Annotated in this window: 22 protein-coding genes; 10 read left to right on the plus strand and 12 right to left on the minus strand. The window is 44.9% G+C overall.

Annotated elements, in window-relative coordinates:
• Positions 1 to 15 precede the first annotated feature (15 nt).
• From pilB to nadC, 3 genes are all read right to left on the minus strand, one after another.
• Entirely contained in the window at positions 16 to 1,701 is a 1,686-nt protein-coding gene (gene pilB, locus R7Z10_RS15530) for a type IV-A pilus assembly ATPase PilB (RefSeq protein ID WP_318105226.1), read from the minus strand.
• A gap of 11 nt (positions 1,702 to 1,712) precedes the next feature.
• Positions 1,713 to 2,150 (minus strand): pilin, encoded by a 438-nt coding sequence (locus R7Z10_RS15535; protein ID WP_203346929.1) that lies wholly within the window; start codon positions 2,148 to 2,150, stop codon positions 1,713 to 1,715.
• 263 nt (positions 2,151 to 2,413) lie between these two features.
• Positions 2,414 to 3,301 carry a carboxylating nicotinate-nucleotide diphosphorylase gene (gene nadC, locus R7Z10_RS15540; RefSeq protein ID WP_206970627.1) on the minus strand — a complete coding sequence of 296 codons (888 nt, stop codon included), beginning with the start codon at positions 3,299 to 3,301 and terminating at the stop codon, positions 2,414 to 2,416.
• A 92-nt stretch (positions 3,302 to 3,393) separates the two neighbouring features.
• Between nadC and ampD the strand changes: the two genes are divergently transcribed.
• The 5 genes from ampD to lpdA all read left to right on the plus strand — a co-directional run bounded on the left by ampD (position 3,394) and on the right by lpdA (position 11,443).
• The gene (ampD, locus tag R7Z10_RS15545) at positions 3,394 to 3,945 is read left to right on the plus strand and encodes a 1,6-anhydro-N-acetylmuramyl-L-alanine amidase AmpD (protein WP_318105229.1); all 552 of its coding nucleotides are present in this window, start codon (positions 3,394 to 3,396) and stop codon (positions 3,943 to 3,945) included.
• A 405-nt stretch (positions 3,946 to 4,350) separates the two neighbouring features.
• The gene (gene pdhR, locus R7Z10_RS15550) at positions 4,351 to 5,118 is read left to right on the plus strand and encodes a pyruvate dehydrogenase complex transcriptional repressor PdhR (protein ID WP_005379989.1); all 768 of its coding nucleotides are present in this window, start codon (positions 4,351 to 4,353) and stop codon (positions 5,116 to 5,118) included.
• Positions 5,119 to 5,166: 48 nt separating this feature from the next.
• Positions 5,167 to 7,830, plus strand: a complete 2,664-nt coding sequence (gene aceE / locus R7Z10_RS15555; protein WP_318105232.1) for a pyruvate dehydrogenase (acetyl-transferring), homodimeric type — start codon at positions 5,167 to 5,169, stop codon at positions 7,828 to 7,830.
• Between the two features lie 19 nt (positions 7,831 to 7,849).
• Positions 7,850 to 9,748, plus strand: a complete 1,899-nt coding sequence (gene aceF, locus R7Z10_RS15560; RefSeq protein WP_171345769.1) for a pyruvate dehydrogenase complex dihydrolipoyllysine-residue acetyltransferase — start codon at positions 7,850 to 7,852, stop codon at positions 9,746 to 9,748.
• A 267-nt stretch (positions 9,749 to 10,015) separates the two neighbouring features.
• A complete protein-coding gene (lpdA, locus tag R7Z10_RS15565; protein ID WP_005379993.1) occupies positions 10,016 to 11,443 on the plus strand; it encodes a dihydrolipoyl dehydrogenase in 1,428 nt (475 codons plus the stop codon).
• A 145-nt stretch (positions 11,444 to 11,588) separates the two neighbouring features.
• Here lpdA and opaR read toward each other — a convergent pair whose 3' ends face one another.
• Entirely contained in the window at positions 11,589 to 12,203 is a 615-nt protein-coding gene (gene opaR / locus R7Z10_RS15570; RefSeq protein WP_005379994.1) for a transcriptional regulator OpaR, read from the minus strand.
• 319 nt (positions 12,204 to 12,522) lie between these two features.
• Here opaR and hpt point away from each other — a divergent pair, with 319 nt between their 5' ends.
• Complete coding sequence (hpt, locus tag R7Z10_RS15575; RefSeq protein WP_005379995.1) at positions 12,523 to 13,053, plus strand: hypoxanthine phosphoribosyltransferase; 531 nt, start codon at positions 12,523 to 12,525, stop codon at positions 13,051 to 13,053.
• A 76-nt stretch (positions 13,054 to 13,129) separates the two neighbouring features.
• Here hpt and can read toward each other — a convergent pair whose 3' ends face one another.
• Positions 13,130 to 13,798 carry a carbonate dehydratase gene (gene can, locus R7Z10_RS15580; RefSeq protein WP_005379996.1) on the minus strand — a complete coding sequence of 223 codons (669 nt, stop codon included), beginning with the start codon at positions 13,796 to 13,798 and terminating at the stop codon, positions 13,130 to 13,132.
• Between the two features lie 281 nt (positions 13,799 to 14,079).
• On the opposite strand from can, the gene R7Z10_RS15585 reads away from it, so the two are divergent.
• The 4 genes from R7Z10_RS15585 (at position 14,080) to R7Z10_RS15600 (ending at position 18,746) form a co-directional block, all read left to right on the plus strand.
• Positions 14,080 to 15,750, plus strand: a complete 1,671-nt coding sequence (locus R7Z10_RS15585) for a SulP family inorganic anion transporter (RefSeq protein ID WP_005379997.1) — start codon at positions 14,080 to 14,082, stop codon at positions 15,748 to 15,750.
• A 250-nt stretch (positions 15,751 to 16,000) separates the two neighbouring features.
• Complete coding sequence (locus R7Z10_RS15590; RefSeq protein ID WP_005380000.1) at positions 16,001 to 16,918, plus strand: ABC transporter ATP-binding protein; 918 nt, start codon at positions 16,001 to 16,003, stop codon at positions 16,916 to 16,918.
• A complete protein-coding gene (locus R7Z10_RS15595) occupies positions 16,919 to 17,689 on the plus strand; it encodes an ABC transporter permease (RefSeq protein WP_005386598.1) in 771 nt (256 codons plus the stop codon).
• Positions 17,690 to 17,816: 127 nt separating this feature from the next.
• Positions 17,817 to 18,746, plus strand: coding sequence for a Kdo(2)-lipid IV(A) acyltransferase (locus R7Z10_RS15600; RefSeq protein WP_149192420.1), 930 nt, complete (start codon positions 17,817 to 17,819; stop codon positions 18,744 to 18,746).
• A gap of 53 nt (positions 18,747 to 18,799) precedes the next feature.
• On the opposite strand, the gene panC is transcribed toward R7Z10_RS15600, so the two are convergent.
• The 7 genes from panC to sfsA all read right to left on the minus strand — a co-directional run bounded on the left by panC (position 18,800) and on the right by sfsA (position 24,746).
• A complete protein-coding gene (gene panC / locus R7Z10_RS15605; protein WP_005380005.1) occupies positions 18,800 to 19,705 on the minus strand; it encodes a pantoate--beta-alanine ligase in 906 nt (301 codons plus the stop codon).
• Positions 19,706 to 19,716: 11 nt separating this feature from the next.
• Positions 19,717 to 20,511, minus strand: coding sequence for a 3-methyl-2-oxobutanoate hydroxymethyltransferase (gene panB, locus R7Z10_RS15610; RefSeq protein ID WP_005386592.1), 795 nt, complete (start codon positions 20,509 to 20,511; stop codon positions 19,717 to 19,719).
• A 24-nt stretch (positions 20,512 to 20,535) separates the two neighbouring features.
• Positions 20,536 to 21,021: a 2-amino-4-hydroxy-6-hydroxymethyldihydropteridine diphosphokinase gene (folK, locus tag R7Z10_RS15615; protein ID WP_213872707.1), complete on the minus strand. Its 486-nt coding sequence runs from the start codon at positions 21,019 to 21,021 to the stop codon at positions 20,536 to 20,538.
• Entirely contained in the window at positions 21,018 to 22,385 is a 1,368-nt protein-coding gene (gene pcnB, locus R7Z10_RS15620; RefSeq protein WP_005386589.1) for a polynucleotide adenylyltransferase PcnB, read from the minus strand. The genes folK and pcnB overlap by 4 nt, the downstream gene beginning before the upstream one ends.
• A gap of 102 nt (positions 22,386 to 22,487) precedes the next feature.
• Complete coding sequence (gene gluQRS, locus R7Z10_RS15625; RefSeq protein WP_047102653.1) at positions 22,488 to 23,351, minus strand: tRNA glutamyl-Q(34) synthetase GluQRS; 864 nt, start codon at positions 23,349 to 23,351, stop codon at positions 22,488 to 22,490.
• Between the two features lie 95 nt (positions 23,352 to 23,446).
• Complete coding sequence (dksA, locus tag R7Z10_RS15630; protein WP_005386584.1) at positions 23,447 to 23,893, minus strand: RNA polymerase-binding protein DksA; 447 nt, start codon at positions 23,891 to 23,893, stop codon at positions 23,447 to 23,449.
• 136 nt (positions 23,894 to 24,029) lie between these two features.
• Complete coding sequence (gene sfsA / locus R7Z10_RS15635) at positions 24,030 to 24,746, minus strand: DNA/RNA nuclease SfsA (RefSeq protein WP_017635909.1); 717 nt, start codon at positions 24,744 to 24,746, stop codon at positions 24,030 to 24,032.
• Between the last annotated feature and the right edge of the window lie 21 nt (positions 24,747 to 24,767).

Consider the following 24,767-nt stretch of genomic DNA (forward strand, 5'->3'; position numbering starts at 1 on the left):
CTGCTGATTAAAGGATTAAAAATAAAGTACGCGCTGTAGTTCACTAAAACTTGTGATCCCTTGTTTGAGTTTTTCTATGCCCGACATTTGTAACGTGCTCATACCATTTGCGATGGCGAGTTTTTCTAGTTCATGTACAGAGGCGCCTTTAATAAGCGCTTCGGAAAGAAATTCATCAAAGCGCATCACTTCATAAATCCCCGTTCGGCCGGAATAACCATGGGTACACTCATTGCATCCATCGGGATTGGCTTTAAAAATGTTGTCGCTTGCTTGAATACTGAGATGTTGCAACTGAACGGTAAGCTCTTGTGGTTGCTTGCAGACCGAGCACAGTTTACGGGCTAAGCGCTGGGCAATAATCAAACTAAGAGAGGAGGCCAAGTTAAAGCTTTCTACGCCCATGTTTGATAAACGAATCACCGTTTCAGCTGCAGAATTGGTATGCAAGGTTGAAAGTACTAAGTGACCGGTTTGCGATGCTTTTATGGCGATTTCCGCAGTGTCTAAGTCACGAATCTCACCGACCATTACCACATCCGGGTCTTGACGTAAGAAAGAGCGCAGGGCTTCGGCAAAACCAAAACCAATCTTAGGCTGAACTTGAACTTGGTTAATGCCCGATAAGTTAATTTCTACTGGGTCTTCTGCCGTGGAAATGTTGATTTCTGGCTTATTGAGGATACTCAGCCCAGTGTACAGAGAAACGGTTTTTCCGCTCCCGGTTGGGCCTGTCATCAGAATCATGCCTTGTGGGCGACGCAGCGCATCCAAGTACAATTGTTTTTGTTGTTCGCTATAACCAAGCTTGTCGATATCCAATGACGCAGAGCTGCTGTCGAGCAGTCGTAGTACAATTTTCTCTCCGAATAGAGTCGGTAGCGTGGATACACGCATATCAATTGCGGTGTCTTGATTCAACTTGAGCTTAATACGCCCATCTTGTGGTAAACGTCGCTCTGCAATATCAAGTTTAGAGAGGATTTTGATACGAGCGGATAAGCGGCGACTTAAGTGGCTTGGTGGCTGCTGTGTTTCAATTAAGATGCCATCACAGCGTAGGCGCACACGGTACATCTTTTCATAAGGCTCAAAGTGGATATCGGATGCGCCTTTGCGCACAGCGTCCAACAGAATTTGGTTGATGTAACGGCTAACAGGAGACTCATCTTGGCTCAAGTCTTCAATGTTGTCGATTTCATCTGCGCCCACATCAACCAGATTGGCTAACTCTTCTTGGTTGATCTCTTTTAACCCGGACTTCTCATGACTCAATGAACGACCATATAAGCGTCGAATTGCCGCGCTGAGTTGACGAAAATCCGCCAACACCAATTCAATCTGTAAACCAGTGGCAAAGCGAAAATCATCTTCTGCTTGTTGGTTGGTGGGGTCGGCAACCGCTAATAATAACGTTGAAGACGTACGCTGGAGTGGGAGTGCGTTATGCCGCGTGATTAATTCCCTAAGGCCAAGTTGCTGACAAAGCGAAGCATACTCGTACTGAGATAACTCGGGCTGATTTAAACCAAAGAGAGAACTTAAGTGCTCAGCGAGTTCGCTTGATGTAAATAATCCAGAACTGAGTAAAGCCTCTGGCATCGAAATGCCAGAAGCTTTGACTTGCTCTATTAACGATTCTTCTTGGGAAAAAGTCAGTAACCCTTTTTGGCGAAGAACCGTGGAGAGGTTAGTTAGCACTGCTTAACTTCTTACGAGCATGCTTTAGGCTTTACACCTGTAGCAGTAATGCCAGAGGTACAGTTCCATTGACCTGTTCCATCACGCCCTAGAGTAACGTCTTTACTGATAACGTCTGGACTTACACCGGTGCTATTAAATGTGAATTTTATTGCACCTGACGACGTACTTGCTCCTGAAGCTGAAGCTGTATAGCTAATTACACCAAGTGGAGAAGTCGGAACTGGTAGCTGGGCTGCTGTTGGAAATGAGCCATTTTCAACAACATAAGTTTCAACATTTATTCTATGCCCAGTGATGGATGCTAGTGCAGACGCTGCCTCACTTTTAGCTACATATTTTTGGTATTGTGGAACTGCAATTGCAGCTAAAACACCAATTACCGCCACCACAATCATTAACTCAATCAGAGTAAAACCCTGTTGTTTTTTCTGTTTACTGTTTTTCATTTTTAACCCTTTCCTAAAAATTAATAATGCTCTTGCATTGGCGAAAGATTATGGAGAGTTAAGGTGGGTTGAAAATGGGGAAGGGATGGGCTCTCGAGTGAGATAAAACTCTTTGGTGAAAAGTTGCATATCGCATGCAGAGTTTTGCGAGTAGTACTATTTTTTTTAGTGGATAAAAAGAAAGGGCCAATTGGCCCTTTTAAATGATTAGTTACTCACAACTCACTGAGTTAGTTGAAGTAATTGAGATTGTGTTGCTTTTATTATTTGAAGCGCATCGAAAGATCCATCGCTTTTAGATGCTTAGTCAACGCGCCTACCGAAATGTAATCGACACCGGTTTCTGCGTATTCTGCGATGGTCTCTAGCGTAATGTTGCCGGAGTTCTCTAAAGCGGCACGACCTGCGTTAATCGCTACGGCTTCACGCATCATTTCTTTTGTGAAGTTATCGAGCATGATGATGTCGGCACCAGCCTCTATCGCTTGTTTCAACTCTTCTAAGCTTTCCGTTTCTACTTCTACCGGTTTGCCTGGGTTAAGCTCTTTCGCTTTTTGGATGGCTTGAGTGATGCCACCACAAGCAATAATGTGGTTTTCTTTAATAAGGTAAGCGTCGAACACACCGATGCGATGATTAAAGCCACCACCGCAGGTCACGGCGTATTTTAGTGCGCTACGCAGACCAGGAATGGTTTTGCGTGTGTCTAGTAGACGGCACTCAGTATGCGCGATTTTTTCAGCGTACTCTGCGGTAACTGTTGCGCAGCCAGACAGCGTTTGGATGAAGTTCATTGCGTTACGTTCACCAGTCAACAAGTCACGAGCAGGGCCTGTCAGCGTGCAAAGGGTTTGGTTAGGCTCGACTTTATCGCCGTCCTTTACGTGCCATTCAATACTGACCTTGTCACCGAGCTGTTTAAAAACTTCATCAGCCCATGCTTGACCACAGAACACACCATGCTCACGAGTAATAATCGTTGCGGTATTAACCGCATCGGCAGGGATCAAAGATGCAGTAATGTCGTTATCTGCGTCGACACTGCCACCTAGATCTTCTTTTAAGGTATCAGCGACAGAGCGAGTGATCTCTAAAGGGAGTTGTTGTTTAAGGTATTCTAGGCGTTCTTGAATGTTGTGTGTGTTCTTCATCGCAAATCTTGTCTTGAAAGGGAGATGGCAACGAATGATACTCTCCGGTGTCAATAATTTCAGCAGTTAATTTGCAAAGTAGAGAGGTTGATATGCGCCCAATTATCGAGAATGGCTGGCTGACACAGGCAAAGCATGTTCCGTCACCATTTTTTGATGCTCGCTCTGATACAAACGACATCTCTCTGCTGGTGGTACACAACATCAGTTTGCCTCCTGGGCAGTTTGGTGGAACGTATATTGAGGACTTCTTCACTGGCAAGCTAGACCCAAATGCACATCCATTTTTTGAAGTTATTCACAAAATGGGCGTTTCTGCACATTGCTTGATTAAAAGAAACGGCGAGGTTGTTCAATTTGTTTCTTTTCTCGATAGAGCATGGCATGCCGGTCAATCCAGTTTCGCGGGCAGGAAGCGTTGTAATGATTATTCCATTGGTATCGAGCTTGAAGGGACAGAATTTACTGCCTACACAGAAGCGCAATATCAATCACTTGCAGAGATCACTGAGGTGATTATGCAATCTTATCCTCAAATCACCCCGCCACGAATTACCGGTCATCAATATATTGCGCCCTTGAGAAAAAGCGATCCTGGTCTAAGCTTTGATTGGGTGAAATATAGACTGCTTATACAGCGTTGATTTGTAGCGAAAGTGTAAATTCAAAAAAGCGAAATAAATAAGGCATACGATCAGGTATGCCTTTTTTTGATACCAGAAATATTAATGATTGTTAAAAGTTAACTACATTTTTACGCTCGTACATGCCGTTTTGGTGAATAAATAGACTGATGATTTTGTCATTTTCTGTATTTCTTTTCCAAAACTGCTAGCACGTCGACTTCCCATTTGTATGCTTTATGTAATTGGTCATACCAATTCTATTGCTGTTTTAACAGTCGATTGTTATCAGAGTGTTGGAAGTAAGCTCGTTCTATGATTTAGGTCAATTTTCGGCTGGACAGTGGCGTTTTAATTATGTTAATTTCTGCACCAACTTAAAATTGGTATTACCAATTACCTGCAAGAGTAGAAGAACAATAAATTATGGCTTATCAAAGGATTCGTCAGCCAAAACTCTCTGATGTTATAGAACAAGAGTTAGAAAGGTTGATAGTGGAAGGAACATTGTCTCCGGGGCAACAACTGCCTCCAGAGCGTGAACTGGCAAAACAGTTCGATGTGTCTCGTCCTTCAGTCCGAGAAGCCATTCAACGCTTGGAAGCGAAGCGTTTGTTGACTCGTCGCCAAGGTGGCGGAACATTCGTAAGTGAGAATATCTGGAAGAGCTTTTCAGATCCCTTGTTGAATTTGTTGTCTAGTCATTCTGAAACCCAGCTTGATGTGCTTGAGTCTCGTCATGCGATGGAAGGAATTTCAGCCTACTTTGCAGCTTTACGTGGTACCGAAGAAGATTTTGCGCGTATTCAAGGTTGCCTTGAGCGCATTAGCCAAGAGCAAGCAAACAACGATATCGAAGCTGAATCTGCGGAAGTAATGCAATTTTTGATCGCTTTGACAGAGGCCGCGCACAACGTGGTTTTGTTGCACATTGTTCGAAGCTTAGCACCTTTGCTTGAGCAAAATATTCTACAAAATTTTAAATTACTACGTCGCCGCCCAGAAGCGGTCGAGAAAGTCAGTAAACACCGAGCCAATATCGTGGATGCGATTGTTTCTGGTCAGCCTGAAAAGGCGCGAGAAATGTCCCACTCGCACTTGGCTTACATCGAAGAAACATTGTTGGATTTGACTCGAGAAGAGTCTCGACGAGAGCGTTCTCTACGTCGAATTCAGCAGGGTAATGACTCGTAAGAGCGTTACTTAAATAAGTAGATCCAACCAACAGAAGGATAGATCGCCATGTCTGATATGAAGCATGACGTAGATGCACTGGAAACTCAAGAATGGCTACAAGCGCTTGAGTCAGTTGTACGTGAAGAAGGTCTAGAGCGTGCTCAATTCCTATTAGAGCAAGTTCTAGATAAAGCACGTCTAGACGGTGTTGATATGCCAACAGGTATCACAACTAACTACATCAACACGATTCCTGCAGACCAAGAACCAGCATACCCAGGTGACACAACACTTGAGCGTCGTATTCGCTCAATTATTCGTTGGAACGCTATCATGATCGTTCTACGTGCATCTAAGAAAGACCTAGAGCTAGGCGGCCACATGGCGTCTTTCCAGTCTTCTGCTGCGTTCTACGAGACATGTTTCAACCACTTCTTCCGTGCACCAAACGAGAAGGATGGTGGCGACCTAGTTTACTACCAAGGTCACATTTCACCAGGTATCTACTCACGTGCATTCGTTGAAGGTCGTCTAACTGAAGAGCAGCTAGACAACTTCCGTCAAGAAGTAGACGGCAAAGGTATTCCTTCATACCCGCACCCTAAACTGATGCCTGAATTCTGGCAGTTCCCGACAGTATCGATGGGCCTAGGTCCAATCGCTTCTATCTACCAAGCTCGTTTCCTTAAGTACCTAGAAGGCCGTGGTCTTAAAGATACTTCAGAGCAGCGCGTTTACGCGTTCCTAGGTGACGGTGAGATGGATGAGCCAGAATCACGTGGTGCTATCTCTTTTGCTGCGCGTGAGAAACTAGATAACCTATGCTTCCTAATCAACTGTAACCTACAGCGTCTAGATGGCCCTGTAATGGGTAACGGTAAGATCATTCAAGAACTTGAAGGTCTGTTCAAAGGTGCTGGTTGGAACGTAGTGAAAGTAATCTGGGGTAACAACTGGGATTCACTACTAGCTAAAGATACGACTGGTAAGCTTCTACAGCTTATGAATGAAACGATCGACGGCGACTACCAAACATTCAAATCAAAAGATGGCGCGTACGTACGTGAGCACTTCTTTGGTAAGTACCCAGAGACAGCTGCACTTGTTGCTGACATGACTAATGACGAAATCTTCGCACTTAAGCGTGGTGGTCACGAGTCTTCTAAGCTATACGCGGCATACAAAAACGCGGCAGAAACTAAAGGTCGTCCAACAGTAATCCTAGCTAAGACTGTTAAAGGTTACGGCATGGGTGAAGCGGCTGAAGGTAAGAACATCGCGCACCAAGTTAAGAAGATGGACATGACTCACGTACTACACCTACGTGATCGTCTAGGTCTTCAAGACATCCTAACTGACGAAGCAGTGAAAGAACTTCCGTACCTGAAACTTGAAGAAGGTTCAAAAGAGTACGAATACCTACACGCTCGTCGTAAAGCGCTACACGGCTACACGCCACAGCGTCTACCAAAATTCACTCAAGAATTCATCGTTCCTGAGCTAGAAGAATTCAAGCCACTACTAGAAGAACAGAAGCGTGATATCTCTTCTACTATGGCATTCGTACGTGCACTAAACGTTCTACTTAAGAACAAGAACATTGGTAAGAACATCGTTCCTATCATTGCTGACGAAGCACGTACATTCGGTATGGAAGGTCTGTTCCGTCAAATCGGTATCTACAACCCGCACGGCCAAACATACACACCAGAAGACCGTGGCGTTGTTTCTTACTACAAAGAAGCGACTTCAGGTCAGGTTCTACAAGAAGGTATCAACGAGCTAGGTGCTATGTCTTCATGGGTTGCTGCTGCGACTTCATACTCGACAAACGACCTACCAATGATTCCGTTCTACATCTACTACTCAATGTTCGGCTTCCAACGTGTTGGCGACATGGCGTGGATGGCTGGTGACCAACAAGCACGTGGTTTCCTACTAGGTGCAACTGCGGGTCGTACAACGTTGAACGGTGAAGGTCTACAGCACGAAGACGGCCACTCGCACATTTTGGCGGGTACGGTTCCTAACTGTATTTCTTACGACCCAACGTTCGCGTACGAAGTAGCTGTAATCATGCAAGACGGTATCCGTCGCATGTACGGTCCAGAACAAGAAAACGTGTTCTACTACCTAACGCTAATGAACGAAAACTACGCAATGCCAGCAATGCCAGAAGGCGCTGAAGAAGGCATCCGTAAAGGTATCTACAAGCTAGAAACTTACACGGGCGACAAAGCGAAAGTTCAGCTAATGAGCTCTGGTACTATCATGAATGAAGTACGTAAAGCAGCTCAAATCCTAAGCGAAGATTACGGTGTTGCTTCTGATGTTTACTCTGTAACGTCATTCAACGAACTAACTCGCGATGGCCAAGATGCAGAGCGTTTCAACATGCTTCACCCAGAAGCGGAAGCGAAAGTACCTTACATCCAAACAGTAATGGGTACTGAACCTGCTATCGCAGCAACTGACTACATGAAGAACTACGCAGAGCAGGTTCGTGCATACATTCCTGCTGAGTCTTTCAAAGTTCTTGGTACTGATGGCTTCGGTCGTTCAGACAGCCGTGAAAACCTACGTCGTCACTTCGAAGTGAACGCAGGTTACGTAGTAGTAGCAGCGCTAACTGAACTAGCGAAACGTGGCGAAGTTGAGAAATCTGTAGTTGCAGAAGCAATTAAGAAATTCGACATCGACACAGAGAAAACAAACCCGCTATACGCTTAATTAAGAAGGTAGATAAGAAATGGCAATCGAAATTAATGTACCAGACATCGGTGCGGATGAGGTTGAAGTTACTGAGATTCTTGTAAGCGTTGGCGACAAGGTTGAAGAAGAGCAATCTCTGATCACAGTTGAAGGCGATAAAGCTTCTATGGAAGTTCCTGCTTCTCAAGCGGGTATCGTTAAAGAAATCAAAGTTGCAGAAGGCGACAAGGTTTCTACTGGTTCTCTAATCATGATTTTCGAAGCCGAGAGTGCAGCTGACGCTGCACCTGCTCCTGCGGCAGAAGCAGCTCCAGCAGCAGCTCCAGCTCCAGCAGCAGCGGCAGAACTAAAAGAAGTTCACGTACCAGACATCGGTGGTGATGAAGTAGAAGTTACTGAAATCATGGTTGCCGTTGGCGACAGCATCGAAGAAGAGCAATCTCTTCTAACTGTTGAAGGCGACAAAGCTTCTATGGAAGTTCCAGCGCCATTCGCAGGTACTCTAAAAGAGATCAAAGTTGCAGCAGGCGATAAAGTATCGACTGGCTCACTTATCATGGTATTCGAAACAGCAGGTTCAGGCGCTCCAGCAGCACCAGCGGCAGCTGAAGCTCCTGCGGCAGCAGCTCCAGCAGCGTCTGCGGCAAAAGAAGTGAACGTTCCAGATATCGGCGGCGACGAAGTTGAAGTTACTGAGATCATGGTTGCGGTTGGCGACACAGTGGAAGAAGAGCAATCTCTAATCACTGTTGAAGGTGACAAAGCTTCTATGGAAGTTCCTGCACCATTCGCTGGCACAGTTAAAGAAATCAAGATTGCAGCTGGCGACAAAGTGTCTACTGGCTCACTAATCATGGTATTCGAAGTGGCGGGTGCAGCACCTGCTCCTGCAGCAGCTCCAGCTCCAGCTCAAGCGGCAGCACCTGCAGCTCCGGCTCCTAAAGCAGAAGCTCCAGCGGCAGCAGCTCCAGCAGCGACTGGCGATTTCAAAGAAAACGATGAGTACGCTCACGCGTCTCCAGTTGTTCGTCGTCTAGCGCGTGAATTTGGCGTTAATCTTTCTAAGGTTAAAGGTTCTGGTCGTAAGAGCCGTATCCTAAAAGAAGACGTTCAAGCTTACGTGAAAGATGCACTTAAGCGTCTTGAGTCTGGCGCAGGTGCAGCAGCATCTGGCAAAGGCGACGGCGCGGCTCTTGGTCTACTACCATGGCCAAAAGTGGACTTCAGCAAGTTTGGTGAGACAGAAGTTCAACCGCTATCTCGCATTAAGAAGATCTCTGGCGCAAACCTACACCGTAACTGGGTAATGATCCCGCACGTTACACAGTGGGATAACGCAGACATCACGGCTCTTGAAGCATTCCGTAAAGAGCAAAACGCGATTGAAGCGAAGAAAGACACTGGCATGAAGATCACACCACTTGTGTTCATCATGAAAGCGGTAGCTAAAGCGCTTGAAGCGTTCCCAGCGTTCAACTCTTCTCTATCAGAAGACGGTGAGAGCCTAATTCTGAAGAAATACGTGAATGTTGGTATCGCGGTAGATACACCAAACGGTCTAGTTGTTCCTGTATTTAAAGACGTGAACAAGAAAGGCATCTACGAGCTATCTGAAGAGCTAATGGCGGTTTCTAAGAAAGCACGTGCTGGTAAGCTAACTGCGGCTGACATGCAAGGTGGCTGTTTCACTATCTCTAGCCTAGGCGGTATCGGCGGTACGGCATTTACTCCAATCGTAAACGCGCCAGAAGTTGGTATCCTAGGTGTGTCTAAGTCAGAAATGAAACCGGTATGGAACGGTAAAGAGTTCGAACCGCGTCTACAACTTCCACTGTCTCTATCATACGACCACCGTGTGATCGATGGTGCTGAAGGTGCGCGCTTCATCACTTACCTAAACTCATGTCTATCTGACATTCGTCGTCTAGTTCTGTAATAGAAATTAGATGAATGAGAGGCGGCAACTTAGCCGCCTCTGCTAATCATAATTACCGACAATTTGGTTATCAGCCTTGCTTCGTTCAGGGTTTTCACAATCGAATTGTTGTCTAGCTCACAGGCTAAATTGATTTACTTTTCACACCATTAACATCTCTGTAAACTGTTAGCGGTCTGAAAATAACTGTTTAAAACAAATCTCTCTTAAACATAAAAAATCGATACCCACTCAGCCTGTTAGGGATAATGACTACAAGAGGTCAAAATGAGCAAAGAAATTAAAGCCCAAGTTGTTGTACTTGGTTCTGGTCCTGCTGGTTACTCCGCTGCATTCCGTTGTGCGGACTTAGGTCTTGAAACTGTACTAGTTGAACGTTACAGCACGCTTGGCGGTGTATGTCTGAACGTGGGTTGTATCCCATCTAAAGCACTGCTTCACGTTTCTAAAGTAATTGAAGAAGCGAAAGCGATGGCTGACCACGGCGTTGTGTTCGGTGAGCCTCAAACAGACATCAGCAAAATCCGCATCTGGAAAGAAAAAGTTGTTAACCAACTAACTGGCGGCCTAAGCGGTATGGCTAAGATGCGTAACGTAACAGTAGTTAACGGTTACGGTAAGTTCACTGGCCCTAACTCTATCCTTGTAGAAGGCGAAGGTGAGCCAACAGTTGTTAACTTTGACAACGCAATCGTTGCGGCTGGTTCTCGTCCAATCAAACTGCCATTTATCCCGCATGAAGACCCACGTATTTGGGACTCTACTGACGCTCTTGAACTAAAAGAAGTGCCAGAAAAACTGCTTATCATGGGCGGTGGTATCATCGGTCTAGAAATGGGTACGGTTTACCACTCTCTAGGTTCTAAAGTTGAAGTTGTTGAAATGTTTGACCAGGTAATTCCTGCAGCAGACAAAGATATCGTTAAAGTATTTACTAAGCGTATCAAAGACAAGTTCAAGCTAATGCTAGAAACGAAAGTAACAGCAGTTGAAGCAAAAGAAGACGGTATCTACGTTTCAATGGAAGGCAAGAAAGCACCAGCTGAAGCTGAGCGTTACGATGCGGTTCTAGTTGCTATCGGTCGTGTACCAAATGGTAAGCTAATCGACGGTGAAAAAGCGGGTCTAGAAATTGACGAGCGCGGCTTCATCAACGTTGATAAGCAAATGCGTACTAACGTTCCTCACATCTTCGCGATCGGTGATATCGTTGGTCAACCAATGCTTGCTCACAAAGGTGTGCATGAAGGTCACGTAGCTGCTGAAGTTATCTCTGGTAAGAAGCACTACTTCGACCCTAAAGTTATCCCTTCAATTGCGTACACTGAGCCAGAAGTGGCTTGGGTTGGTAAGACTGAAAAAGAAGCGAAAGAAGAAGGCATCAAGTACGAAGTAGCAACATTCCCATGGGCAGCATCAGGTCGTGCAATCGCATCTGACTGCGCAGACGGTATGACTAAGCTAATCTTCGACAAAGAAACTCACCGCGTAATCGGTGGTGCTATCGTTGGTACTAACGGTGGTGAACTACTTGGTGAAATCGGCCTTGCAATTGAGATGGGCTGTGATGCAGAAGATATCGCTCTGACTATCCACGCTCACCCAACTCTACACGAGTCTGTAGGTCTAGCTGCTGAAGTATTTGAAGGTTCAATCACTGACCTGCCAAACAAAAAAGCAGTTAAGAAGAAGTAAGCTTTTTCTGACTGAATGATAGAAGCCGCTGCAGTGCAGCGGTTTTTTTATGCTTGTTATATAGAAATATAAATGTGTGCTGATCTGACAGTAGACAATAAAAAGCCCACCAAACGGTGGGCTGACATATATCACGAGTTAAGCTTTAGTGTTCACGGTTGTAAATGCAAAGCATATCTAAGTATGAATTCACTAGATGTTTCAGTTCCGCTTCACCTTTAGCGCGGTTCGCTTGGACAAACAGTGAGTAACAAATACCGTGGAACAGGTTTGCCAAGTGTTCTGAATCGTGCTGGTCACACACCTCACCGCGTTCAATTGCTTTAATGAACATGTTTTGTACTAGCAGCTGGTTAGTGCGGTTAGTTGAAACAAACAATGGCCATACTTCGTCACGTGTTGAAGCACTCCACTCGAACCATACTTTTAGCCAGTGACAGTCTTGGCTGACAAGCTCGATCATCGCATTAGTAATATTGGCGATGTTTTCACGTGCGTGTAAGTCTAGGTCTATGTTATCAGATAGGAAGTTTGAGAACTGACGTACGACGTGATTGAGAACTTCATCCACCAAGTCTTCGCGTGTAGGGAAGTAGTTAAAAACAGTCGCCACAGAAACTTGAGCAATTTCTGCGATATCTGCGTGACCACCACGACCGATGCCGCGGCGCGCAAATACTTCCAATGCGATTTCCATTAACTGTTGCTTACGCTTAATTGGAGAAAGCCTAGTTCTAGGTCTCTTTGCAATTGAGTCCATATCCATTTTCCTTGCCATTTGAGTTGATATTGGGGGTAACCCCCTAATTGATTATTTTAATAGTTGCTTAAAGCAGTGATGAGTGTAATGGTGCATATGCACAAGGTCAACATCTGTAGAACAATTTATATACAGTAATGTCATTATTATTGATAAATTTAGCTATGAACTTTATAAAACTAAGACCTTCTTCCAAGATTTTTTGGCAACAGGATGCGACTTTCAACCCAATGAACGTGGTGATACACTACACGCCGTAAGATTAGGTGATCGTTTGCGTGCGACTTACCTCAACCCACAAATTTAGATTGAGCACAGTATGAAACATACAATAGAAGTCATGATTTCTGAGCAAGAAGTTCAGGAGCGAGTTCGTGAATTAGGCAAACAAATTACAGAGCGTTATCAAGGTAGTGAAGATCTTGTGTTGGTAGGCTTATTGCGTGGCTCATTTGTATTTATGGCAGACTTGGCACGTGCTATCGAACTGACTCACCAAGTTGATTTTATGACTGCGTCAAGCTACGGCAATACGATGGAAAGCTCACGTGACGTTCGTATCTTGAAAGATTTGGATGATGACATCAAAGGTAAAGACATTCTGCTTGTTGAAGACATCATTGACACTGGTAACACACTAAATAAAATCCGTGAGATTCTTTCGCTACGTGAGCCGAAGTCTATCGCTATTTGTACGCTCCTAGATAAGCCATCTCGTCGTGAAGTGAATGTTCCTGTGGATTGGATTGGTTTCGAAATTCCAGATGAATTTGTCGTTGGGGTGGGTATTGATTACGCGCAGAAATACCGCCACTTACCATACATCGGTAAAGTTGTACCTCAAGAATAATCATTGAGTTCAGCATTAAAAATATAAAAAACGCCCATCTAAGATGGGCGTTTTTCGTTCAACTTTTAGATATGACTTAGCGACAAAGGAGCTTGTTGTCTGTATTTAGAATCGTCGAAAGAGCTTTCTGGTAAGACGCTTCTACGGTTTCCTTAGAGTTAGAACGAATGCCTAAGTACTCTAAGCGACCATCTTCAATTCCGTATACCACACCATGAATTTCAACATCTTGCCCACGCTCCCAAGCGTTTTGCAGGATGGTTGAGTTACCCAAGTTGTACACTTGCTCTGCAACATTAAGCTCGCCTAGTTTATCCGCTCGATCTTGTTGCGGCATTTGATCTAGGTATGTGCGGTGTTTGAAATAGATATCTCTGATATGTAACAGCCAATTATTAATAAGACCTAGCTTAGGGTTATCAATGGCTGCATTTACGCCACCACATCCATAGTGTCCACAGACAATGATGTGTTTAACCTTAAGAACGTCTACGGCGTACTGGACGACAGATAGACAGTTGAGATCAGTATGGATAACTTGGTTTGCAACATTCCGATGAACAAAGAGTTCACCTGAGTATAGCCCGGTTAGTCGCTCGGCAGGAACGCGGCTATCAGAGCAGCCAATCCAAAGAAAATCAGGCTTTTGCCCCTCAGCGAGTTTTGCGAAGTATTCAGGTCGATCAGATTTGATCTCTTGAGACCATTTCGAATTGTTTTCAAATAACTGTTTTATTTCCGGCATTTTGCAAACTACTTCCCTTAAAAGACAAAATCGCTGCTGCTGTTTGTGTGCACATGCAAGCGATCAGTGTTGTAACTATACACAATGTTACAATTTCGATCTCGTTAAATATTCGTCAGATAGGACTCATCTGACTAGTTTTCATTAAGAAAAAAGTAAAATCTGGTGAAACTATTTGTGGTGTGAATTTAGCCTTAATCTATTTATGGTTTAAATTTTCGCCTAGCTCGTTAAAGTAGTGATATTTTACTTTTTAAAATTGAATGCAGGGAAAATCAGCAGTGTTCGGTAGTCGTTTTGAAGATATCAATTTCAAAGGGGATGTATTTGGCGGGGTAACCACGGCGATTATCTCTCTCCCTCTGGCGTTAGCGTTTGGTGTTGCATCCGGAGCCGGGGCTGAGGCCGGCCTTTGGGGGGCAATAATGGTCGGTTTGTTTGCCTCGTTATTTGGTGGTTCTAATACGTTAATATCAGAACCGACAGGGCCAATGACGGTAATCATGACCGCAGTATTAACCAGTATGATGGCGAAATACCCAGAAACGGGCATGGCTATGACTTTCACGGTTGTCATGATGGCTGGCGCGTTCCAAATCCTATTGGGGACATTAAAACTGGGTAAATACGTTACCTTGATGCCTTACAGCGTTATTTCCGGTTTTATGTCTGGCATAGGTGTGATTCTTATCATTCTGCAGTTATCGCCTTTGATGGGGCATGCTGCGCCTTCAGGGGGAGTACTCGGAACGTTATCTGCTTTGCCGGAGACCATTTCTAACCTTAAGTTCAGTGAGTTGTTTTTGGGACTACTGACTTTGGGGATTCTTTTTTTCTTCCCTAAGCAATATCGTAAATACGTTCCTGCACAGCTCGTGGCATTGGTCGCGGTGACTTTATTGTCTGTGATTCTCTTTGATACAGAAGATATTCGTCGTATCGGTGAAATTCCTGCTGGGTTACCTTCTCTCGTCGCCCCTTATATTGACACAGATATGTTTGTCGAGATGGTCATTGATGCATTAGTGCTAGGCACATTAGGTTGTATTGATACTTTGTTAACGGCGGTTATCGGTGACTCATTAACTCGTAAAGAACACGACTCAGATAAAGAGCTGCGAGGTCAAGGGTTAGCTAACATGATCTCAGGCTTGTTTGGTGCGCTGCCGGGGGCGGGGGCTACCATGGGGACGGTAACGAATATCCAAGTTGGGGCTCGTTCGCCATTATCTGGTGTGATTCGTGCACTAATGTTGGCGTTGGTTGTACTGGTTGCTGGCGGATTAACAGAGCCAATCCCGATGGCTGTGTTAGCAGGCATTGCGGTGTATGTTGGCTTTAACATCCTAGACTGGAGCTTTATTCAGAGGGCACATAAGGTAAGCTTTTCCGGAATGGCGGTGATGTATGGCGTTATGTTGCTTACAGTATTCGTTGATCTTATCGTTGCGGTGGGTTTAGGCGTCTTTATCTCGAACATTATCATCATCGAGCGTTTGAGCCGAGAGCAGGCGCGACAAGTAAAAGCGATCAGCGACGCGGATGAAGATGATGTGCCGCTGACTGACAGCGAGCGTGGTTTGTTGGATCGTGCTAATGGTAAAGTGCTGTTCTTTTATCTTTCCGGTCCGATGATCTTTAGTGTTTCTAAAGCCATTTCACGTCAGCACTCTAGTATTTCGGACTATGACGTGATGATTCTCGATCTTACGGATGTACCAATGATTGATGTAACCGTCGGTTTGGCGTTAGAGAATGCGATTAAGGATGCTCTCGATGCCAATTGTGCCGTGTATTTATTATGCCCGAATGAGCGAACACGAGAACAGCTAGAGAAATTCCATGTGATTGACCTTGTCCCGGATGAAAATATGTACCAATTCCGTTACGAAGCATTGAATGCGGCGGTGGCACATGTTGAGGCAGACCAGTATCAGCGCATAACGGCGTAATCATTCTGACAGTTAAAAACGCAACAGTTTCCTGTTGCGTTTTTTTATGCTCTATTTTGTCTTACTTAGAGATAACCTTTACGAGGTAAGGGTTATATTTCCAATATTATCGAAAGGTTTATTTGTAATCATCGTTATTCAACGATAAACTGATGGACCTCCAGTACGATACCCAAGGCGATTTTGTAGTAAACCGCTGCTAAATATGAGTCGGTATTAGTAATCACAAACAAACGGCAATCAAGACCTTATGTACGCATTAGAAATTGAACAATTGCGCAAGACGTATGCAGGTGGCTTTGAGGCGTTAAAAGGTATAAGTCTCCAAGTGAAAAAGGGTGACTTCTACGCGCTTCTGGGTCCCAATGGTGCAGGAAAATCGACCACGATTGGCATCATTTCCTCCTTAGTGAATAAAACCTCCGGAACGACGAAAGTTTTCGGTTATGACATTGATACCGACCTCGAATTGGCCAAGCAGAATTTAGGCTTGGTGCCACAGGAGTTCAACTTCAACCAGTTTGAAACCGTTGAGCAAATTGTGATGCAGCAAGCTGGCTATTACGGTGTGTCTAAAGTATTAGCCAAAGAAAGAGCAGAAAAATACCTGAAAAAATTGGATTTATGGGAAAAACGCCAAGAGCGTGCTCGTAACCTATCCGGTGGGATGAAGCGTCGTTTAATGATCGCAAGAGCTTTGATGCACGAGCCGCAATTACTCATTTTAGATGAACCAACGGCTGGAGTGGATATTGAACTACGCCGCTCAATGTGGGGGTTTCTGAAAGAGATCAACCAAGAGCAAGGAATTACGATTATTTTAACGACACACTACCTAGAAGAAGCGGAGATGCTGTGTCGAAATATCGGCATTATTAATCGTGGTGAGCTGATTGAAAATACCACCATGAAGGCGTTACTAGGTAAGCTAAGCGTCGAGACATTTATCTTGGATATTGAGTCAGAAGTCGAGGTGCCTGAGCTTGAAGGTGTTAATCGACAAAGTATTGTTGATGGCTCTTTAGAGATAGAACTAGATAAAAGCCAAGGATTGAATTCGGTATTCAGTCAGTTAACAGAGCATGGCATTAAAGTTCTCTCAATGCGTAACAAAGCCAACCGACTTGAAGAGTTGTTTGTCAGCATTGTAAGAGAGGGGAGTAATTAAATGTACGGTTTATATTGGACGGCATTTCGCAGCTTGCTGAGCAAAGAAGTCACTCGCTTTACACGTATTTGGGTGCAAACCTTAGTGCCGCCAGCCATTACGATGACGTTGTACTTCATCATTTTCGGCAATCTTATTGGCTCTCGAATTGGTGAGATGAGCGGCTTTAGTTACATGGAGTACATTGTTCCAGGTTTGATCATGATGTCGGTGATCACCAACTCATACTCGAACGTGGCGTCGTCATTCTTTAGTGCAAAGCTACAGAAGAACATTGAAGAACTGCTGGTGGCACCGGTACCAAACTATGTGATTATTGCTGGCTACGTGATGGGCGGCGTGACTCGAGGTTTGTTGGTCGGTGCAATTGTTACTTGTGTGTCACTTTTGTTCGTTGATTTGCAAGTGGAGCACTGGGGCATTATTGTCGCGACTGTCTTCATGACGTCGGTGGTATTTGCTCTCGGTGGCTTGATCAATGCGGTTTACGCAAAAACGTTTGACGATATTTCGATCATCCCTACGTTTGTATTGACTCCTTTAACTTACTTGGGAGGAGTCTTTTATTCGATTAGTCTGCTGCCTGAATTTTGGCAAGGCGTTTCTAAGATCAACCCAATCGTCTACATGGTGAATGCGTTCCGCTACGGCTTTTTAGGTGTCTCGGATGTGGGCATTGTCACTTCATTTAGTGTACTTGCAGTATTTGTTGTTGCACTGTATGCCATTGCGCATTATCTAGTAACCAAAGGGATTGGGCTAAGAAGCTAAGCCATTCTCATAAAGCAAAGAGCGGCGATTCACGCTGCTCTTTCGCGTGCATAACAATACATACCCTTACAATTTTTCGGTTTTTATCATGGTAGGTTTCAATCATTTGTAATAAATGAGTGATCCTATGAATATTGTCCCGCCGCCGCCTTTCTCCTATCAGTTACTTAAGCCCAAATATTGGTCTGTATGGTTGGCATTTGGATCTTTAGCGATTCTTGTTAATGTACTGCCATACGTAGTATTGCGAATCTTAGGTAGAAGCATCGGCTGTATTGCGATGCATGTAATGAAGCGCCGATACAAGATCGCTCTGCGTAATCTCCAGCTGTGTTTCCCTGATTTTACGGATTGGCAATGTAAGGACGTAGTACGAAAAAACTTTCAATATACTGGTATGGCGATCATCGAAACCGGTATCGCTTGGTTTTGGCCAGATTGGCGGATACGTCGGATAACCTCTATTGTTGGAAAAGATCGTTTACTCGCTGAGGAAAAGAATGGACGTGGTGTGTTGGTGGTGTGCAGTCACCATTTAAACTTGGAGATAACCGCTCGTATTTTTAGCCAGTTTGCCCAAGGCTATGGCGTTTATCGCCCAAATTCGAATCCTGCTTATGAGTTTATTCAACATCGAGGTCGAACTCGTTTTGGACATCAAATGATTGATCGAAAAGACGTGAAATCAATGCTCAAAGTTCTGAAGAGTGGTCATCGACTTTGGTATTTGCCCGACCATGATTATGGCGTTAGCCATTCTGTTTTTGCGCCGTTTTTTGCTGTTGAACAAGCGGCGAGTACAGTCGGGTCTAGTGTTCTCATTGATGCAACAAAGTGCGCGGTTATATCTGGCGTTACAGTGAGTAAAAATCACCATTACACGCTGTACATTGGAAAAGACATTAGCGAGCGTTTCGAGAGACGTAATGCGGTTAAAGCGGCAAGCATCTTGAACCAAGAGCTTGAGAAAATGATAAAACGTGATATTCCAGCGTGGATGTGGCTGCACAAGCGGTTTAAAACTCGCCCTGAAGGGTTAGATTGCGTCTATACGTAGAGTATAAAAAAGGTCGACTAAGAGTCGACCTTTTTACTTTTATGACTCAGAGCTTACTCTGCGCTCTCTGAGTTTGTATTGTTAGATTCAGCTTCTTCCTTCGCTTCGACAACCATATCTACCGTTTGGTTATCGATAAGACGAGCCTTGCCTAGGAACGCAGACATCAGAATGACAGCTTGTGTCGTTTCTGGTGTGATCACTTGTAATGTACGAGCATCACGAATGAAGATCTCATCAGGGTGCAGACCTGCAGCTCGAAGTTGGTCGCTTGCATCTTCGATGATCGATGCGTAGTCATCGCGGCCACCGCGAATGGCACTGCTGATCCAACGCATTGTACGAGCAAGTACAGGCGCACGTTGACGCTCGTCCAGCGTAAGCAAGCCATTGCGTGAACTCATTGCTAAACCGTCCATTTCACGTACGGTTGGTACACCGATGATTTCAATGTCCATTGCTAGGTCATCAACCATCTTGCGGATAACAGCAAGTTGTTGGAAGTCCTTCTCGCCGAAGCACGCGACATCCGGTTGTACGATGTTAAACAGCTTATTCACAATCGTCGTCACGCCACGGAAATGACCTGGTCGAGACGCGCCTTCGAGAATTGTTGATAGGCCAGGGACATCGACGAAGGTTTGCTTATCCAGACCTTCAGGGTAGATAACTTCTGGTGTTGGCGTAAATACCACATCGACCCCTTCAGAGGTTAACTTGCTTAAGTCTTCCTCTAGCGTGCGTGGGTAATTATTTAAATCGTCTGCACGATCAAACTGCATCGGATTAACAAAGATGCTTACGACAACGATATCAGCGTATTCGCGTGCTTTACGCACTAAAGTTAAGTGGCCTTCGTGAAGGTTGCCCATGGTAGGGACAAACGCCACTTTACGACCTTCACGTTTAAAGGTTTTAAGGTGTTCACGAACTGCTGAGATTTCCGCAAAAGTTTGCATGCATTTATCCTCTAGGCAATGGTATGAGCGTCGTCTGGGAATACACCGTTGGCTACATCTTCAATGTATTTAGTAACGGCTTTGCGCATATCACCTGTTTCAGCAAGAAAGTTTTTGGAGAATTTCGGCATGTAGTTGGCAGAAATACCAAACATATCATGCATTACGAGAATTTGACCATCTGTTACGTTACCTGCACCAATACCGATAACAGGAACGTCAAGCACTTGCGTAATACGTTCAGCAAGCTCAGCTGGTACGCATTCTAGTAAGACGATTTGAGCGCCTGCTTCTTGCAGCGCTAATGCGTCTTTTACCATGCGGTCTGCTTTTTCTTGATCGCGACCTTGGATTTTGTAACCACCAAAAATATTAACAGCTTGAGGAGTTAAACCAAGATGAGCACAAACTGGAACTGATCGTTCAGTGAGCATTTTCACCGTGTCGACAAGCCAGTCACCACCTTCAATTTTTACCATATTGGCACCAGCACGCATCAGTTTAGCCGCATTTTCGCAAGCTTGCTCTGGGGTGGTGTAGCTCATGAATGGCATGTCTGCCATCAACAAACAATTTGGGCTACCAGCGCGTACGCAACGAGTATGGTAAGCGATATCATCGACCGTTACTGGCAGAGTATCGTTGTGACCTTGCAAAACCATACCTAGAGAATCACCAACAAGAAGTACTGGCATTTCTTGGCTTTCAAACAGTTGGGCAAAGCTCGCATCATAAGCGGTTGAAGTAGCAAATTTACGACCTTCTTGCTTCCACTTGATTAGGTCGTTGATGGTCATTTTTTTCATGGTTTTATCCTTACTAGGAGTTGGCTATGACTGCCAGATACTGAGGCCGTTTCTATCTACTTGTTCCAGTAGTTTAGAGACCTCGGTCCCATCAGGGAGTTGTAAACTTGGTGCAATTTCCGCAAGAGGGTAGAGTACGAATTCACGCTCTTTCATTCCATAATGAGGAACGATCAGCCTCTCGGAATTAATCACCTCATTGCCATAAAGCACAATGTCGAGGTCCAAGGTTCTTGGTCCCCAGCGTTCGTCTTTACGGACACGCCCTTGTTCTTGCTCTATGGCTTGTGTGCAATTGAGCAATTCAATAGGCGTCAAACTGGTGTTAATAGACACAACCGCATTGATGTAATCCGGTTGGTTTTGTGGCCCCATTGGCGTGCTGCTGTATAGCGAAGAAGCTTGAACAAACTCTGATTTAGGCAGCGTTTTTAATGTTTCAATCGCTTGCTTCGCTTGGCTGACAGGATCAGCCAAGTTACTGCCTACCGCAATGTACGCTGTAATCATGATTTGGGCTTACTCTTTTTCTTGCGATAAGTTTTACGGCGGCGCTGGCCTGTTTTCGGTGATTGACCGTCTAAGTCGGCAGCCATTGCTTGACGCATTTCTCGGCCTGCATTTTGAAAAGTTTCCCACCACTTGGCAAGCTTCTGAGTGTCACCACCTTCAATTTCACCGCGCATTTCAAGAAAATCAAAGCCAGCTCTAAATTTATTGAGCTCCATAAGACGGAATGCACGTTTACCGTTACGTCGTGGAAGACGAAGCTGTAACTGCCAAATCTCGCGAATGGTTGCCGTGTGGCGTCTTGGAATGGCAATTGTGCGAACTTGCTCGTCAAGAATGATGTTGCTCGCTTCCATAATGGCGTCGTAATGGCCTAAGTTGCGCTCTTCCATCAGTTCATCGGCTTTCGCACACAGTGGGTACCACAGCATTGCAGCAAACATAAATGCTGGATTGATGCGTTTCCCATCTTCGATGCGCATGTCGGTAGAATCTAGGACAAGATCCAACATCTGCTCAGTGTGAGAGGAGTAATCTTCTGTAAAGTGCGCTGCAATCGTCGGGAATAGTTGTTGGAATAGGTTGTACTCACGCAGTAGGTGGTAGGTTTCTAAGCCATGACCGGATTGCAATAATTTGAGTGACTCTTCAAAAAGACGCGCTGACGGAATGTCACCGAGCAACGGTGCCATGTGTTCGATTGGCGCTGCGGTGTCTTCTTCAATATCGAAGTCTAGTTTTACCGCGAAACGAACCGCACGCAGCATGCGCACAGGGTCTTCACGGTAGCGTGTTTCTGGATCACCAATCAGTCGAATTAGGCGATCTTCTAAATCTTCAATACCACGTGCGTAGTCGTGAATCGAGTAATCTGCGATGTTGTAGTACATCGAGTTAATCGTGAAATCACGGCGCTCAGCATCTTCATCGATGGTGCCGTAGACGTTGTCACGCAGCAGCATACCCTCTTTTGATTGCTGAGAAATGCTCTTATTCTTTTGCTCTTGGTGGTGACCACGGAATGTCGCAACCTCAATGATGTCTCGGCCAAACATAATATGAGCCAAGCGGAAGCGGCGACCAATCAAACGGCAGTTACGAAATAGCTGTTTGATCTGTTCCGGCGTTGCGTTGGTCGCAATGTCAAAATCTTTTGGTTTTTGTCCAAGCAGTAAGTCTCGAACCCCGCCACCCACAAGAAAAGCATCGAAACCAGCACCATTTAGGCGGTACAGTACCTTCAGCGCATTATCACTGATCTGCTTACGCGAAATGTTGTGCTCTTCACGAGTTATTACATTGAGAGCGAGCTCTGGAATTGTGGCAGGTTCGCTTGGTGTATAGTCGTTTGTATTCATGTGCATCTGGCAATAACTGGGTTTAATCCAATCTTGCTTTGGTTAGTTTTATACGCCTCTAGGGCCTAATTTGCGGCTAATGATAGCCTACACAATGCCATTTGAGAATCACGGTGTGATCTCGATCTCTGCTGGAAGCTGTTCCAACCGCCAGTTTTCGCAGCCCCAACGAAGAATATCTTCTATGTTGGCCGCCCTTACGGTTTCAGGTATCTCGAAACCTAAAAATGTCATGGCGCGCAATAGAGTAGGTTTTGGTGTATCTATATCAATAGCCGTCGCGTGATTTTGTTTCGACAATTTATTGCCGTTGTTGTCCATCGCCAATGGTAAATGCAAGTAGCTAACTTCAGGCTGACCAAGTATTTGGTACAGGCTAATTTGACGCCCTGTCGGCTCGATTAAGTCTGCACCTCGCACGACTTCTGTGACGCCTTGGTCGATGTCGTCTAATACTACCGCAAGATTATAAGCAAATAATCCATCTCGACGTTTAATAATGAAATCTTCATTAACGAGTTGCTCTGGAATCGTAATGGTTCCCTGCTTTTGGTCGAGGAAATGAGCGACAGGCTTGGTCATTTTTAGGCGAATCGCGCCGTCTTTCAAGTTTTTATCGCGGCAAGTGCCAGGATAAAAACCGCCATGCTCTTTAATTTGCTTACGAGTACATTGGCAATAATAGGCTTCTCCATTTTCGAGCCATTTGTTTATTTGAGCTTGGTAAAGGTCGTGACGTTCGCTCTGGTATACCACTTCTCCATCCCAATGCAGCTGATAGGCCTTGAGTGCCTCTAGGATAAGTTGCGCTGCACCTGGCATTTCTCTTGGTGGGTCTAAGTCCTCAATACGTACTAACCAAGCTCCGTTTTGTGCTTTCGCTTGAAAATAACTGCCAAGAGCGGCAATCAGTGAACCAAAATGCAGTGGACCAGAAGGAGATGGGGCGAATCGACCTACATAGCGTGTCATGCGTGTATCTCGAATTTAGTAAACAAATAGGGTGCGAAGATAGCCAAAACAAAAAGGGAGCCTGAGCTCCCTTCAACAATCATAATGCTGGGTGATTAACCTTGCATTTGCTTCTCTTTGATTTCTGCAAGTGTTTTACAGTCAATACAAAGGTCAGCGGTTGGACGTGCTTCAAGACGGCGAACGCCAATCTCTACGCCACAAGACTCACAGAAGCCAAAATCGTCTTCTTTGATTTTATCCAAAGTCTTTTCAATCTTCTTGATCAAACGGCGTTCGCGGTCACGGTTACGCAGTTCTAGGCTGAACTCTTCCTCTTGAGAGGCGCGGTCAACTGGATCTGGGAAGTTTGCTGCTTCGTCCTGCATGTGGTGAACAGTACGATCCACTTCAGCTCTTAGCTGGTCGCGCCAAGCTGTTAAGATTTTCGTAAAGTGTTCAACCTGCTCTGGTGACATGTACTCTTCACCAGGTTTTTCCTGATATGGCTCCACGCCGGCAATGGCTAGGATGCCTATCGTTTTCTTCTTTGATTCTGGCATACAGCATCTCCTACTTACACCTAGTCAACTGCTACGCAGTCAATTTAAGGCGGGTATCTATAGCAAAAAGAGGCGGTGCAAGCAAATACTGAATCGCAAAGTTATCGTCAATGTGAAGACGACATCATTTTTTCTCTTAATTGATAAAATCAATAGCGGAAATCAGCTTCATTCCAGTATCGCTCAGTTCAGCTTTGTAGCAGAGAACTTCCACTCCAGCGTCTTGTGCTTGTTTGAGTAATAGTGAATATTTCGCGTCTATATGGTGCGCCGCGGATACTTTTTCAATACCTGAATGTAAAACAGTGAATAAAAGTATGGCTCTACTTCCATTTTGTGCCATTTCTGTGAGCTCTCTCAGGTGTTTTTGTCCCCGAGTCGTGACCGCATCTGGGAAGTATCCTTGTCCAGTAGAGTCGGTCTCATCAAGAAGAGTGACGCTTTTCACTTCTATATAGCACTTTGGCTTGTCGTCTGCGCTGAGCAAGATATCAATTCGGCTATTTTCATTGCCGTATTTCACCTCAGTTTGAAGTGTGTCATAACCACAAAGCTCTGAAATGACATTATTTTCAATAGCCTCTACGGCTAATTGATTGGCACGCGCGGTGTTGATACAAATACGGTGGCCTTGTTCGGTCTCACTCAACTCCCAACTATTGGGGTATTTTCGTTTCGGGTTGTCGGAAGTAGAAAACCAAACCTTGTTTCCGGGCGTTGCACAACCCGTCATTGCACCTGTATTTGCGCAGTGGATTGTACGGATTTCACCAGTATCGAGCTCGATATCGGCAAGAAAGCGTTTATAGCGTTTGAGTAGAGTGGCGGACTCTAAAGCGGGTGTGAAATGCATTTGCTTATTTAGACAAAAAAT

It is taken from the genome of Vibrio sp. Vb1018 (assembly GCF_033338775.1).
Classification (GTDB): Bacteria; Pseudomonadota; Gammaproteobacteria; order Enterobacterales; family Vibrionaceae; genus Vibrio; species Vibrio alginolyticus.